Origin of the sequence: Psychrobacter sp. 16-MNA-CIBAN-0192, from assembly GCF_040309565.1 — a bacterium.
In the GTDB taxonomy this organism is placed as follows: domain Bacteria; phylum Pseudomonadota; class Gammaproteobacteria; order Pseudomonadales; family Moraxellaceae; genus Psychrobacter.
The window spans coordinates 55,964-69,838 of the sequence record NZ_JBEOOX010000003.1 but is presented as its reverse complement, the minus strand read 5'-3'; the positions used below and the strand labels follow the sequence as shown (position 1 = coordinate 69,838).

The window sequence follows — 13,875 nt, the reverse complement described above, 5'->3', positions numbered from 1 at the left end:
TGCATGGGTTAAAATGCATAACCACTCATAACCACTAAGCAGTCGTGCAGGAGTATCTATTTATAATGATTTATTATTGTACTGATTTATTGTACTGATTATTATTTTGACGATTTCTGACAGTGCGCTGGCACATAAGCCACCCAATTTATAACGAGCGGTAACTTAGCATTGCTATCACGCCAGTCAATCTGCCATTGACCTTGATGCTTAACCATACCTTTAGCCGTGCTGTTAGGAGCAACAGTAGTCAGCTCATTGAGCAGTGGTAGTTCAACATCGCTATCATCTTGCCACATGACCAATGTACCATTTTTCTGTAGGCGCTCAGTCGTCATCCATGGCGAGTGGCTTGCAGGTCCCGAAATCATTTGTGAAGGAAAGTCATTATTCATCGCAACCAGTGCACCAAGCCAGCGGTCGCCAGACACGCTATCTAAAGGACAGCTGCTTAGGGATTGCCAGGTTTCTTGCGCCTGTACCGCTAATGCTTGCTCAGGCCACTGCATGCGAGAGGGCTTATGACGTATCTTATCACCGACACCCACATAGACCATGCTTAATACTGTAGCAAGTATCAACCAGAAAGTTAAAGCGTTACGAAGTTTTACCGTTGCTACTGCCTGTGCAGCAGGGATAATAAATGATGCTGCCAGTAATCCTGACAAGCCCCACATCGGCATACCCCACATATCGCGCAAGCCAATACCGAATACCAAGCTTAATACAATAACCACCACCGCGGGCGCTGCCCAAAGATACCATAACAGCGCAGCGCCAGCTGGCAAATTATACCGGTAGGAATATACACTAAATAAACGCTTACGATTAAAAATAAGCATCAATAATAATGGGATATGGGCGAGCAATTGAGCAGCAATAAAACCAAAACTACTAAAATGGCGCTGCATACTGCTGGCAAGAGCACTCCCTTCTTGTGAGCGTCCATTTGCATAACTAAGTGGTAGCCAGTCATGTTGTATGAGCCAATATAAATGCGGCGCAAAAATAGCCAACATAATAAAAGCCGCCAGCCAAGGCTTTGGTTGTTTGAGCAATGCCCACTGTTTTGGTAATGCCAGATACAGTGCCATCGGTATCAGTAAAAAGATGACGGTATATTTCGTCAGCATTCCGATACCGCCCAATATTCCGAGCAATATCCAGTCAGCTAATCGATTACGGTTCAATGCTTGATAAAAAGCTAAATATAGCCCAACCCAAATAGGGAATTGCGCAATATTATGATTGAACTCAAGACTTGGATAAACATAATAAGTGACTGCCAAGGTTAACGCACTGCCGAGTAAAGCCGTCTCTTGCGACCAAACCTTTTTACCCAATTGATAGACCAAAAAGAGCGTGAGTAGAACGTACAATTGACTCAGTAAATAAGGACTAACGTGCCCAAATATCTTATAAAAACTGTACAATACCCAAGAAGAGAAGGGCGGATGCTTATAATAACCCCACTGCCATTCACTACCCCAATTAACGCCTTCAGCGACATCAAGCGGCACACTACTGGCAAGAAAGACGGGTGCAATCGACCAAACTAGAAAATAAGCCACTAACAATAGACTAAACCATTGCCAAGATTTTTGTCTGCTATTACTGCTATCAGGTGATGATATTGTCTGAGAGGTAGATTTGCTATTGAAGGACTGGGTCATAACCACACTCTTGTCACTTTTGATTGCTATTGCCCTTCAACGTACTCATATCATTTTAGAACATGGGCTTGATAGGGTGGTAGAGGAAAATTCAAAGATTCGAGCGCCATTATAGAGAGTATCGATGATTAGTAACAGTCAGTAAATTTTTATTCAAAGAGAAAGAGTTATGCTACTCTGATATTATTGTGCAACTGAGTTATATAAACTATTTTATGCCTATAACCTATATTTAGATAAGCATACTCCTAGAATAAAATATCAGTTGTTTTGGACAAGTATTATTACGTTGTTAATATGATAAGGCCAACAATAGCGAATAGAATGAGACCACCTACCATTCGATTCCGTCCCCGTATCTTTTGTCGTTTAAGCTTAGTAAGTCCTCTACTTGCTTGATACTGCTCAATATAGACTTCACCATTGTAGTCTTTATCGAAGATTTTAATATATCCAGGGTTAAGCGGTTCGACTGTTAAAGTGTTGCCAAGTTTTTCCATAGCCATATCAAGACTGTCCTGATCGACTTGTGTACGCTTACCATTGACTTGTTCCGCAATCCATTGTTGAACGAGTTTAATAGTATTAGGTGTGTTCTTAAAGAACATTGTGCTGGCTAAGTAGTCGTGCGACATGCCTGACATTCCTTTAGTTTTATAAAAGACAACATCTGCTGTAATATGATTAAAATAATCTAAGGGTTTTCTTACCAAAGCGTCAGCATCTAAATATAGGACATCTTTTTCCGGAAATTGCTTTAAACATTCTAATATAAAATGAGGTTTGATACGGGTGTTCGCTTCCCAATAGCCTACATCCTCGACTTCTTTAAAGTAGTAATTTAGGTTAAAATTATCAAGAGATTGTTGCAAAGATAACGCATGGTCGCGGTAGCTGTCGGTATAAAAACAGCAGACAAGAAAATTATCAGAAGTGTTTAGATTGATGAAAGGTGCAGGCTGAGATGTTGTGTTCATTTGTTACTCAATAAAATTGGAACTCAATTATAGGTGGTACAGACTTACAATGATTCTAACCACCAACTAGATTTTTCGTCTTTGTGTAAATTGCGCATAGTAGTAAAGGCACTATCGTTATATTGCAGTTTATCAAAAACGCTCAGTAAAATAGAGGTCGCTAGCTTATCAGAGTCATAAAAAATTTCATAACGATTCCGCAGATTTTTCAATGTATCATCAGAACCGATGCGGAAATAGGTTAAGCCATTATATAAAGGAAGATCACCGTTATAAAGCGCGGAGACGCTATCATCAACCAAAGGTATAGAGTTGGAGTTATGTTGCAAAAATTCTTTGGTTTCATAGACCCTAAGCGTATTTATGAGCGTGGGGACATTCATTAAAATCGCTGCTCTAGTTGTATCATGAGTATGATCAATAAATGTATCGCAAGCGGAGACTATCCATCGTAGAGACAAATGATTCAATAAATAATCTGTTTCCGTATTCCAAAGGTATTCAAAGTCAGTAAAGGTGCTGTCTATCTTATAACCTCGACGTAGAAAAACAATCAAGTTCGCATGATAAAAACACAATTCTGACTGTCCAATAAACTGATGCTTTAGGTTGTCTAAATGATCTTGTAAATCCTTAGTTCTAGGCTTATTAGATAAAGCCACAGAATTACATGTTGAAACAGTAATAGTGCAAGCTTTCATCTCATTCAAGCTTTTTTTAGTAAACTGATTAATAATTGCCTGAGCATTAAGTGTTTTTTCATTTTTAAATAATAAAATAAATTTACGTTGCCATCCTGTAGGTGTAGTCATCTTTTTAAAGCCTTGTTCTTAGATATCAGAATATTAAATCACTGTATGGACTGGTTTAATAATATAGTGTGACAAATATTATAAGATTAATCTAGTAATGCTCAGTATCTGTTTTTGGGCTTTATAGAATAGAATACTCTGAGACTCTTATGAAAAAACCAATTATTCTACTAATATTAAAAGCGTTAGAAGGGCGCGGTGCAGAGCGCATGGTCACGACAATGGCGCGTGCGTATATTGAGATGAATTATGAGGTGCACGTCCTTTGCTTGGAGGCGTCAGATGATATGGTATTGGATGCCCGCGTTCAGCATCATATCGTGCCATATAATGAGCAATTACTAGACACAGAAACTGAGCAAGCAACTGCCTATAAACAGGTTGCTGCGCGCATTGACAACTATGTGCTTAACAATATCGGAGTGCCTGATTTAGTTTTAGCAAATATTTATAAAATTAACTGGATTATGGCATATAGCCAGCTGCCTAATATCATTAATGTCGTGCATACCGCGTTGTCCAGACAGTTTCAAGAACAACTCAAAACGTCTCCTAAACAGACAATTAATCATCTAAAAGCAGTTTATGGCAAGCACCTTTGCAGTTGTGTGAGTGACGGTGCACGTCAAGACTTGTTAGTACTTATTGGCAATTCTTATAAAATCACGACGATTTATAACCCTTGTGATGTGAATCAAATCAAACAATTGGCAAGCCAGCCTTTTTCTATTAAAGAGTTTGGTTTGATTAATAAGGGTTACATCATTCATGTTGGCTCATTTGACAGCATGAAAGGTCATCGAGACTTACTGCAAGCCTATGCGAAAACAAAACATAAACTGCCATTAGTGTTAGTCGGTAAAGGACGACTTGAAGAAGAGATAAAACAGCTGGCGATTGAGTTGGGTATTGATAACAATGTTAAATTTTTGGGTTTCCAAACCAATCCCTATCCTCTGATTGCTCATGCGGCATTGTTAGTACTGAGCTCAAAATTTGAAGGGTTTGGTTATGTCATTGTTGAAGCGCAAGCATTGAATGTGCCGGTTATCAGTACGGATTGTCCGTTTGGACCCAGAGAATTATTACCGGATAAAAACTTAGTTGATGTCGGTAATATTGAAGGATTAGCCGCTTTGATAGATAACGCTATAGCATATCCAGATGCCTACAACGCACCTCTAAAACAGCAATTGTCACCCACTATTATTGCTCAGCAGTATTTAGATTTTTATGCTCAATGAAGCATGGTACTCATAAAAAATACATTAGCAAAAATTAAAAAGAGATTGCGAAATAGGTGAGTGATTTATCACTGCTACGCCGTGCGATTTGTAAACTTTAGCTAATAAATCAAAGGACGGTACGATACGCTCATAAACAGCTTTATCAAGTTTACTCGGTGCGCTATTTTGAGCGCTTTCATAAAAGCGTGGCTGGCTGCTATTAAGCAAATCAACACCATACAAATGAATAGCACCTGCTTGGCGGGAAAATGCGAGCTGCGCTGCTACATAAGCAACCGTTCCTGCTTCTACAAATCCATAAGTAACATCAAGTGATACGCCAATAGCAGTAGGCCTATGATTTGCATCAATCATAAAATGAGCGTCATCCGTAAAATAAGACAATGGCTTTTTTCTATGCAGCCATTTATTTTTAAAAGATAGTTTATTGAATAAAGACTGATTTGATTTGACGCCCCAAGGTCTATCAACAGGATATAAAATGCGCATGGATTTATAATACGTACACATAATTTCAGGATGCGTTATTGCCATCGCCTCAAAAACAGCTAAAGTTGCATATAAAGGCTGCCCCTTATAATAGTCTCGTAAAATCTCAGGTTGATGATTGATAAACCGTGCGTCACTAATCACGTAGCCTACAACCGCAGTAAAGTTATGCTGAGCAATCAGGCTAATACTGCCATTGACAAAAATAGTAGTCGTGTTTTGCATTGCTGAAAATACCAAATCAGCAATAGAAGGACCAGAGGCAATAATATTAACGGCTTGTCCTTGCAGGTTTTGTTGTGATTCACTGGCGTTAAACGCTTTAATAGTAATCAGCTGGTCCTTAATAACAAAATCAGCGGTAGGAGGTAATGCCAGATTGAGCACCATATGATAGTCCAAAATTAGAATGAGCCGTTTTAGTTAATATTTTTTACGTGTTGATTCTAAGCCTAGACAATAAATATGATTAGATCCTTATGAATATTATTATTGCCAATATTCTTGTAGCCAAGGGCTGGGCTTGACATGGCGATACCATTTACCGCCGCCACCATTGATAGCCTCAGGCGGATTAATCTCACCATGAAATATGACAATTTTTGCGCCATTGGGGAGATGTGGGGCGCGTACAAAATTAAAGGGAATGGGTGCCATGCATTGATATTTGAAGCTGACACACCATGTTTTATCCCAATATTCTAAATGATGATGTTCACGTAGATAATTGGATAAATACGCTTGCTCATGGCGAACTTGAGTACGAATGGTTGCAAAGTTACGCTCAAAATTCGCTAGCAAATTAGGATAAGTGCCCATCCCAACATTAAAACGATAAACTGAGCTGTTACCAATCATCCGCCATGGCTTTTTCCAATCACGGATAATGACGACACTATCGTTATGCTCAGCTTGGTAGGTAAAGAACGCATCAATATTATCAATAATAACGATATCAATATCTAAAAATAAGGCGACACCTTTTAGACCATAAAGTTCAGGCTGAAAGGTCGTCAGCTTTTTCCAGCCGCGTTCTGGTCCTGCTGGCAGGTTCAGCTCTGGTATCGGATAACATTGAACCGCAGTATCAATACCCGTACTATCGTCAGTTAAACAAATCATCTGAAAGTCTAAGGTTAAATGACGGCTGACCATGTTGTATAAACGGTTAACGTACTCAGCACCGTATTTGTCACCCCATTTCATACAGATAATATAACGCTGTTCAGGGGTGTTTATTCCTGAATGTGAAGGAGAGGAGGCTGAATTTTCAGTTGCGTCAATTGTCATGAGGCACTCGTATTGTATTATTTAAAAATAAGGAATTAAGTTACTTGCCAATTTTAGCGTAGGATAACGTATTTGTATGTTGCAATCACTAGCATTTAATTATTAATCCTTAAACGCTAACGTCTAATTATTAAGGTGATGAACATCAGTGGGTGCAGGACTATCAGAACGAGAAGGTCGGGTGCGAATAAACGCCTCAAGCGTTGCAGGGTCTGCAGAATAGGGATTATGTAAATGCGGGATATGTTTAAAACGCCGATAACCCCACATATAATGACTGAAATTTGCTTGAATCATCCGCTCCATCGCCTGATTTAAGGCATAAGTAGAGACAGAGGCATTGCGGTCATATAGCGCCGGATCGTCTAATTGATAGCAATAAATATCAAACCCCTGACCATCATCACGGCGAATACAAGACAGTCCTACTAAAGCACACTTGGTTTTGCTGGCGAGCTTAGATGCAAGGGTACTGGTGAGCGTTTCAATACCAAAAAACGGTACTATAACACCGCCTGAGGGTTCAGGGACATGATCAGGCAGTACGATACTAAAACCGCCTTGCTTAAGGGTTTTAAATACTGCTTTAACGCCGCTACCGTCAGTCGGTACTAAGGTCGCATTCAGTCGAGCGCGCCCTTGTAGTACAAAGTCATTGGTGATATCACCTTTGACCGGCTTATACATGATGGTTGGCGCGCCAAACTGATTGAGCCAAGCGTTCATCATCTCCCACGTACCTAAATGCGGTACGATGGCCAGCATGCCGTTAGGATTGGCTAATGCGGCTAAAAAAATGTCTTTATTATGAACCTGATTGATTTGAGCAATGCTCCAGTCAGGTGACATTGCCCAGCTTTTAATCGACTCAACACTGCTTAGACATTGATGCTTTACGATATCTTTGGTAATCGCCTGCTTTTGGTTATCGGTTAACGCTGGTGTTACCAGTCGCAAATTGATATCAATCGTGCGCATAATACTAAAATTTGGGTATTGAACGATAATCCACGCAACAAAACGTGCCAGCATCTGCAGAACAGACAGTGGCGCGACTTTGAATACTTGATAGGGATTCATGACCGCTCACGCAGTAATGAATCACATAACCAATCAGATAAACTATAGCTAAACATTATCCGCCTATTTATCATTCATCATTTATTACTTATCACGAAGCTTTTATTGGGCAGATTTGTTGGTATCAGCTTGTGCTTTTTCGCGTACACGGATACCCAGTTCACGAAGCTGCTTGCCATCTACTTCAGCAGGTGCTTGGGTTAATGGACACTCCGCAGTTTTGGTTTTTGGGAAAGCGATAACATCACGAATAGAGTCTGCGCCTACCATCAACATAATTAAGCGATCCAAACCAAAAGCTAAACCACCGTGCGGTGGCGCACCATATTTTAGGGCGTCTAATAAGAAGCTGAATTTATCTTCAGCTTCTTGCTCGTCGATACCAAGTGCTTCAAATACGGCTGTTTGCATCTCTAAAGTATTGATACGTAAGCTACCACCGCCCACTTCAGTACCGTTTAATACCATATCGTAAGCAATAGATAGTGCAGTTGCTGGACTTTCTTTTAACTCGGCGACAGAGCCTTTTGGCTTAGTAAATGGATGGTGCATTGACGTCCATTTGCCATCGTCAGTTTCTTCAAACATTGGGAAGTCAGTGACCCAAAGAGGAGCCCACTCGCAAGTGGTCATCTCTAAATCAAGACCGATTTTTTGACGTAACGCGCCCATCGCATCATTAACCACACGGGCTTTATCCGCACCAAAGAAGATGATATCGCCATCTACTGCGCCAGTACGTTCGACTAAGCTGGCAAGTACGTCGTCAGTCATATTTTTAATAATTGGCGACTGGAGACCAGACTCTTTATCAACGCCATTATTAATGTTGCTTGCGTCATTAACTTTAATATAAGCCAACCCACGTGCGCCATAAATACCAACGAATTTGGTATATTCGTCAATCTGTTTACGGCTTAAAGAGCTACCACCAGGAATACGTAGGGCAGCAACGCGACCTTTTGGATCGTTTGCAGGACCTGAGAACACTTTAAAATCAACTGCTTGCATGAGGTCAGCAACATCAATCAATTTAAGTGGAATACGTAAGTCAGGCTTATCTGACGCATAATCACGCATTGCTTCTGCATAAGTCATACGCGGGAACTGTTCAAACTCAACATTCATCATCGTCTTAAAGACATGCTTGATTAAACCTTCGTTGATATTCATGATTTCTTCTTCATTTAAGAAAGAAGTCTCAATATCCACTTGGGTGAATTCAGGCTGACGGTCAGCACGTAAATCTTCATCACGGAAGCATTTAGCGATTTGATAATAACGGTCAAAACCTGCGACCATTAATAATTGCTTAAACAGCTGCGGTGATTGTGGCAGTGCAAAGAAGTTACCTGGACGCGTACGTGATGGGACAAGATAATCGCGCGCGCCTTCTGGCGTTGCACGAGTCAATATAGGTGTTTCAACATCCAAAAAGCCATGGTCATCTAAATAACGACGAATTGCTGAAGTGGCTTTGGCACGGAAAACCATACGCTCTTGCATTTCTGGACGACGCATATCAAGATAGCGATACTTTAGACGCAAATCTTCTGATACCGTGGTTTTCTCATCATTCAATGGAAAAGGCGGGGTTTCAGACTTTGCCAAGACTTCAATTTCTTTGCCTAACATCTCAATTTGACCACTGGTCATATTGGCATTTTCAGTACCCGCGTAGCGTTGGCGTACGCGACCAGTAATTTTTAGTACATATTCTGGACGTACGGCATCAGCAGTAGCAAACGCTTCTGGCGTATCTGGATCGACAACCACTTGCAGAATGCCTGCACGGTCGCGCATGTCTAAGAAAATCACGCCACCGTGATCGCGACGACGATGTACCCAGCCGACGATAGTAATGGTTTGCTCAAGTAAGCTTTCAGTTACCGCGCCGCAATATTCATCTCGGTATTGGCTGTGAGTGGTTTCACTTTGCATCATAGTGCTGTTCGTCATAATAATAGTTGTCCAGTTATCAGCCCGATTCAAAAAATCAATCATGCAGCCCTATACGTCGCGCTCACTGCTAAGGTTAATTGTTAGCAAAAAAGACAGCACAGACAACGCGATGTAAACAAATGGTCATCACGTAGGCTACAGAAAATTAAATGTAAACGCATATTATGCCTAAAGTGCTTTTATTATACAACCGCGCCAACACATTCAGGCAGGATGCTCGCTTGCAGCCCCTTTGTTAAGCGCTCAGAAATGAGAATAATATTACCCTAAGAATGTCATTAACTGTAGATAAGCTGTGACCTAATAAGTCAGTCGTGTAAGTGATTGGTTAAATATGACAACTAAGCTTGAAAGTAAAACAGCAAGCGCGCATATTAAGCGCACGTTTATGACCATATTTACCGACAAACGCATTGCTACAAATAAAATATCCTCAATTTATAAATAACAGTAAATATTTAAGGAGTTATCATTATGCTTTTCCATCCACCCAAAAACCCTGTTGAACTTAAAGTCATGCACTTAAATAAAAGCCAAGCGCAGCGCCAGCAGGATTTGGTAGAAGCCACACAAGGTAAGGCTGCCCTTAAGCAATTTAAAAAAACGCTCGCCAAGCAAGATAAGAAAGATGCCAAAGCCAAAAGTAAGCGTAAAGGCAAAGGTAGCGATAAATCTGCGCAAGTCTTCGTTCTTGATTTTGATGGCGATATGAAAGCCACTGCCGTCAAGCATTTGCGCGAAGAGATTAGCACGCTTATCAGTACTGCCAATAAAGGCGATGAAGTGGTTATTCGTCTTGAATCTGGTGGCGGATTGGTACACAGTTATGGCTTGGCGGCAGCGCAGTTGGCGCGTTTAAAGGACGCCGGTCTTAAGCTGACGGTATGCGTCGATAAAGTCGCGGCAAGTGGCGGTTATATGATGGCGTGTGTGGCAGATAATATTATTGCCGCGCCATTTGCAATTATTGGCTCTATCGGCGTGGTCTCGCAATTGCCAAACTTTCATAAATGGCTAAAAAATCATGACGTTGATTATGAGATGTTTACTGCCGGTGACTATAAGCGCACGGTGACCGTATTTGGCGAAAATGACGATGAAGACCGTGCCAAGTATCAAGAAGAACTTGAACAAACCCATGAGCTGTTTAAACATTTCGTTAATCGTTACCGCGGTATGCTGGACTTAGATAAAGTAGCGACGGGTGAGCACTGGTATGGCGAAGATGCCGTGCATTTAAATTTGGTCGATCGCTTGCAAACGTCGGACAGCTACTTGCTAGAGCGAATGGAAAATCATGACGTTTATGCCTTACATTCACGCCAAAAGCCAACCTTTGCAGAAAAGCTGGGCTTATCTCAAGCAGCAGAGTCAGCGTTAAATATTGCAGTGGATAAGCTGCCTGAAGTTCTATCGCGCTTGGATTTTAACAGTCGCTTTAATATTTTAAAATAATGGGTCATAAAGTCACGTGTTATAAATTGACTTATCATCATAAAACCGTATGATTTTATAAAAGGTGTGTCCTTAACGGGTACGCCTTTTTGCTGTGTGCATGTAACTAGAATACAAATAATTAGTAGAAGATAAAGTATTTTATATATAAAGCTCAAGGTATCGTTTAAAACAACACAGAGATTATGTATAGCGATAAGGATAAGGGCACAAACAAGGAGTTAAAATGCCGAGATTATTTATGATTAAAATTGGAGCGCGACCAAAAGGGCGCTTAATTGAGCAGCACGATATCTATTTTGGCATTGGTGAACAGATTGGCGACTTTGTTGAATCGATTAATAGCCATTGGTCAGAAGTTAAAAATAAGTGGCATGTAGATGCTTATCGGCAAGTAACGGTAGTAGATAATTACCGTATTCAGTGGCAGGCAACCACTGACGCGCCGAATATTAATACAGAGCAATCATTAAAGTTATTCTTTATTAATTTAGGCGGTTATTTGGCAGGCGAGTTTGAAGAGTTTCATCATAAATTATTAATTGTCGCGCCAGACCAAGCGGATGCTATTAAACAAGCAAAGCAATCAGAGTTTCATAAGCGCTTTAGCTTTCAAGATAAAGCCACGCCTTTTAATGCCGCGTCGCATATTGATGATAAGCAACAAGTCGATATCGATGAGATTTATAATGTGAATGATTTATTATCGGGTGGACGCTTAATGATTACGCCACTGATACCTGCAGATACAAATACAAATGCTGAAATGGATGGGGCACTAGAGCAGGAAGATAAGTCTTATATTGGCTATCTTAGTTTAAAAAAGCTACGCGCGTTAAGTGACTCTAGTACGCTGTAAAGTTAATATCACATCAATGAACATACGGCAAATTTTATTAATAATAACTATTTCTTCACACTCATCAGCAAATGGATTTTATCATGACAACCATTCTCTTAGCGCGCCACGGTCAAGCATCGTTTGGACAAGCCAATTATGACCAACTTTCAGACTTAGGTTGTGAGCAAGCGCGTTTGCTTGGGCAACATTATGCGCAGGCAGAACGCCGTATTGATGCGATATTTAGCGGCAGTTTGGTACGTCAGCGTGATTCAGCAGCGCATTTTTGGTCACAGTATCAGCCAGCGCTAGAGAGTCGTTGTGAGCTGCCTATATTTGATATGGCGACATCGAGCAATTATGTATTGCCAGCGTTTGATGAGTTCAATCATGAAGATGTATTTATGAAATTAACGCCTCATTTACGCACACAAGCAGAGATTGCCGCTGAGCTAGCGCGAGACAGTCAGCCATTGGTACGACTAGGCGAGATGTTCGGACAAGCCATGCAGCGCTGGCATGCGGGTAGGCATGATGAGGAATATATTGAAAGCTGGCCTACCTTTAGTCAGCGCGCTCAGCAAGCCTTAGTAAATTTGCGCGCACAAGTGACCCAATTACCATATTTAGAAAACGATAGTACGGTATTGGTATTTACCTCAGGTGGCGTAATTTCCGCAATAACCGCTCATTTATTACAGCAAGGCAGTCAAACCGCTTATCAATTGACCAAAAGCTCAGTCAATACCGGCGTTACTGCCATTGATATGCAGCTGCCTATACCGCAACTATTGTCATTTAATGAGCATAGCCATTTATTTACACAAGGTAAGCGATTTGTGACTAAGCATTAAACGATTCTCGCTATAGAAAAGTATTAAAAATAAGGCGGTTGATATATAACTTAATACATAATCGCCATGTAAACATCGACAAATATCTATTATAATATTCGACTTATTATTTTTTATTTCAAAATTTATAATGCTTTTACCCTATTGTTTTTTACTCTATTTACAATGTAATTGTGACTTGTATAAATACCGATAACGGAGTGCCTATGCTACATATGCCAGACAGATTGATAAAACGAGCCAGCCAAACTGCCAAGCAAGGTAGCTTGCAGGTATATAGTGCCATTCAACCTGAGCGCTATTTAAAAGGTCTGTTAAAGCAGCAAGTGGGACAGGGTAAAACGGTGCTAATCACGGGTGCCAGCTCAGGTCTTGGGGAGAGTATGGCGCGTTTGTTCGCGACGCTTGGCTATAATCTGGCGATTTGTGCCCGTCGTACTGAGCGCTTAGCGCAATTACAGACAGAGTTAACTGCGCGCCATCCTGATATTCGTGTCAAGTATCGCGCGTTAGATGTCAGTGATTATGCAGCAGTTTTTGAAGTTTTTAATGCCTTTGCAAAAGATTTTGGTCAAATTGATCGTGTGGTAGTAAATGCTGGAGTCGGTGAAAGCCGCCGGATTGGTAAAGGTCGTTTTGAGACCAATCGCCGCACCGCAGAGATTAATTTCGTCGCCGCATTGGCGCAATGTGAAGCCGCAATGACTCTGTTTCGTGCGCAAAATAGTGGACATTTGGTGGTGATATCGAGTATGTCAGCAATGCGTGGATTGCCAAAACATATGACTACTTATGGTGCATGTAAAGCTGGCTTGGCATATCTAGCAGAAGGCATCCGCGCCGATATGATTTTGGATAATTTACCTATTAAAGTCTCCACTATTTATCCGGGTTATATTCGTACGGAGATTAATACCAATGCCAAGCCGCTGCCATTTGAAGTCGATGCAGAAACGGGTACGGCTGCCATTGTCGCGGCAATTGAAGCAGGCGTTGATGAAGCCTGCGTGCCAAGTTTGCCATGGTCAATCGTTGGACAAGCTATGAAGCATTTGCCATTATCTATGGTGAATAAAATTAGTGGTTAAATCTATAGTTAATAAAATCAGCTGTTTAGACTTTATAAATAGCTAATTTTTTATACTTGTCAAAAAAGCCCTCTTCGTAAATGTTGAGGGCTTTTTTGATAACTACT

Annotated in this window: 12 protein-coding genes; 5 read left to right on the top strand and 7 right to left on the bottom strand. The window is 40.8% G+C overall.

The window, feature by feature from the left end; translation table 11 throughout:
• Window positions 1-101 precede the first annotated feature (101 nt).
• From AAEY78_RS03700 to AAEY78_RS03690, 3 genes are all read right to left on the bottom strand, one after another.
• Window positions 102-1,673, bottom strand: coding sequence for a glycosyltransferase family 39 protein (locus AAEY78_RS03700; RefSeq protein ID WP_352337426.1), 1,572 nt, complete (start codon window positions 1,671-1,673; stop codon window positions 102-104).
• Window positions 1,674-1,957: 284 nt separating this feature from the next.
• Complete coding sequence (locus AAEY78_RS03695; RefSeq protein WP_352337424.1) at window positions 1,958-2,650, bottom strand: putative nucleotide-diphospho-sugar transferase; 693 nt, start codon at window positions 2,648-2,650, stop codon at window positions 1,958-1,960.
• Window positions 2,651-2,694: 44 nt separating this feature from the next.
• On the bottom strand, window positions 2,695-3,462 hold the full coding sequence (locus AAEY78_RS03690; RefSeq protein WP_352337422.1) for a hypothetical protein: 768 nt from the start codon (window positions 3,460-3,462) through the stop codon (window positions 2,695-2,697).
• A 149-nt stretch (window positions 3,463-3,611) separates the two neighbouring features.
• On the opposite strand from AAEY78_RS03690, the gene AAEY78_RS03685 reads away from it, so the two are divergent.
• Window positions 3,612-4,706, top strand: a complete 1,095-nt coding sequence (locus tag AAEY78_RS03685; RefSeq protein WP_352337421.1) for a glycosyltransferase — start codon at window positions 3,612-3,614, stop codon at window positions 4,704-4,706.
• Between the two features lie 24 nt (window positions 4,707-4,730).
• Here the strand turns inward: AAEY78_RS03685 and AAEY78_RS03680 are convergent, their stop codons facing one another.
• From AAEY78_RS03680 to aspS, 4 genes are all read right to left on the bottom strand, one after another.
• Window positions 4,731-5,588 carry a WaaZ-like lipopolysaccharide core biosynthesis protein gene (locus AAEY78_RS03680; protein ID WP_352337419.1) on the bottom strand — a complete coding sequence of 286 codons (858 nt, stop codon included), beginning with the start codon at window positions 5,586-5,588 and terminating at the stop codon, window positions 4,731-4,733.
• Between the two features lie 99 nt (window positions 5,589-5,687).
• Window positions 5,688-6,404, bottom strand: a complete 717-nt coding sequence (locus AAEY78_RS03675) for a glycosyltransferase (RefSeq protein ID WP_352337713.1) — start codon at window positions 6,402-6,404, stop codon at window positions 5,688-5,690.
• A 207-nt stretch (window positions 6,405-6,611) separates the two neighbouring features.
• Window positions 6,612-7,568 carry a lysophospholipid acyltransferase family protein gene (locus AAEY78_RS03670; RefSeq protein ID WP_352337417.1) on the bottom strand — a complete coding sequence of 319 codons (957 nt, stop codon included), beginning with the start codon at window positions 7,566-7,568 and terminating at the stop codon, window positions 6,612-6,614.
• 102 nt (window positions 7,569-7,670) lie between these two features.
• The gene (gene aspS, locus AAEY78_RS03665) at window positions 7,671-9,527 is read right to left on the bottom strand and encodes an aspartate--tRNA ligase (RefSeq protein ID WP_352337415.1); all 1,857 of its coding nucleotides are present in this window, start codon (window positions 9,525-9,527) and stop codon (window positions 7,671-7,673) included.
• 477 nt (window positions 9,528-10,004) lie between these two features.
• Here aspS and sohB point away from each other — a divergent pair, with 477 nt between their 5' ends.
• The 4 genes from sohB (at window position 10,005) to AAEY78_RS03645 (ending at window position 13,768) form a co-directional block, all read left to right on the top strand.
• On the top strand, window positions 10,005-10,985 hold the full coding sequence (gene sohB, locus AAEY78_RS03660; protein ID WP_352337413.1) for a protease SohB: 981 nt from the start codon (window positions 10,005-10,007) through the stop codon (window positions 10,983-10,985).
• 226 nt (window positions 10,986-11,211) lie between these two features.
• Window positions 11,212-11,844, top strand: coding sequence for a DUF1543 domain-containing protein (locus tag AAEY78_RS03655; protein WP_352337411.1), 633 nt, complete (start codon window positions 11,212-11,214; stop codon window positions 11,842-11,844).
• A gap of 83 nt (window positions 11,845-11,927) precedes the next feature.
• Window positions 11,928-12,680 (top strand): histidine phosphatase family protein, encoded by a 753-nt coding sequence (locus tag AAEY78_RS03650; protein ID WP_352337409.1) that lies wholly within the window; start codon window positions 11,928-11,930, stop codon window positions 12,678-12,680.
• Between the two features lie 215 nt (window positions 12,681-12,895).
• Window positions 12,896-13,768 carry an SDR family oxidoreductase gene (locus AAEY78_RS03645; RefSeq protein WP_352337711.1) on the top strand — a complete coding sequence of 291 codons (873 nt, stop codon included), beginning with the start codon at window positions 12,896-12,898 and terminating at the stop codon, window positions 13,766-13,768.
• Window positions 13,769-13,875 lie beyond the last annotated feature (107 nt).

What these genes read in the sequence shown, in the direction of transcription:
- AAEY78_RS03670 (WP_352337417.1), bottom strand. Translation starts at nt 7,568, where the DNA reads ATGAATCCCTATCAAGTATTCAAAGTCGCGCCACTGTCTGTTCTGCAG.
- sohB (WP_352337413.1), top strand. Translation starts at nt 10,005, where the DNA reads ATGCTTTTCCATCCACCCAAAAACCCTGTTGAACTTAAAGTCATGCAC.
- AAEY78_RS03645 (WP_352337711.1), top strand. Translation starts at nt 12,896, where the DNA reads ATGCCAGACAGATTGATAAAACGAGCCAGCCAAACTGCCAAGCAAGGT.
- aspS (WP_352337415.1), bottom strand. Translation starts at nt 9,527, where the DNA reads ATGACGAACAGCACTATGATGCAAAGTGAAACCACTCACAGCCAATAC.
- AAEY78_RS03700 (WP_352337426.1), bottom strand. Translation starts at nt 1,673, where the DNA reads ATGACCCAGTCCTTCAATAGCAAATCTACCTCTCAGACAATATCATCA.
- AAEY78_RS03655 (WP_352337411.1), top strand. Translation starts at nt 11,212, where the DNA reads ATGCCGAGATTATTTATGATTAAAATTGGAGCGCGACCAAAAGGGCGC.
- AAEY78_RS03675 (WP_352337713.1), bottom strand. Translation starts at nt 6,404, where the DNA reads ATGAAATGGGGTGACAAATACGGTGCTGAGTACGTTAACCGTTTATAC.
- AAEY78_RS03650 (WP_352337409.1), top strand. Translation starts at nt 11,928, where the DNA reads ATGACAACCATTCTCTTAGCGCGCCACGGTCAAGCATCGTTTGGACAA.
- AAEY78_RS03690 (WP_352337422.1), bottom strand. Translation starts at nt 3,462, where the DNA reads ATGACTACACCTACAGGATGGCAACGTAAATTTATTTTATTATTTAAA.
- AAEY78_RS03680 (WP_352337419.1), bottom strand. Translation starts at nt 5,588, where the DNA reads ATGGTGCTCAATCTGGCATTACCTCCTACCGCTGATTTTGTTATTAAG.
- AAEY78_RS03695 (WP_352337424.1), bottom strand. Translation starts at nt 2,650, where the DNA reads ATGAACACAACATCTCAGCCTGCACCTTTCATCAATCTAAACACTTCT.
- AAEY78_RS03685 (WP_352337421.1), top strand. Translation starts at nt 3,612, where the DNA reads ATGAAAAAACCAATTATTCTACTAATATTAAAAGCGTTAGAAGGGCGC.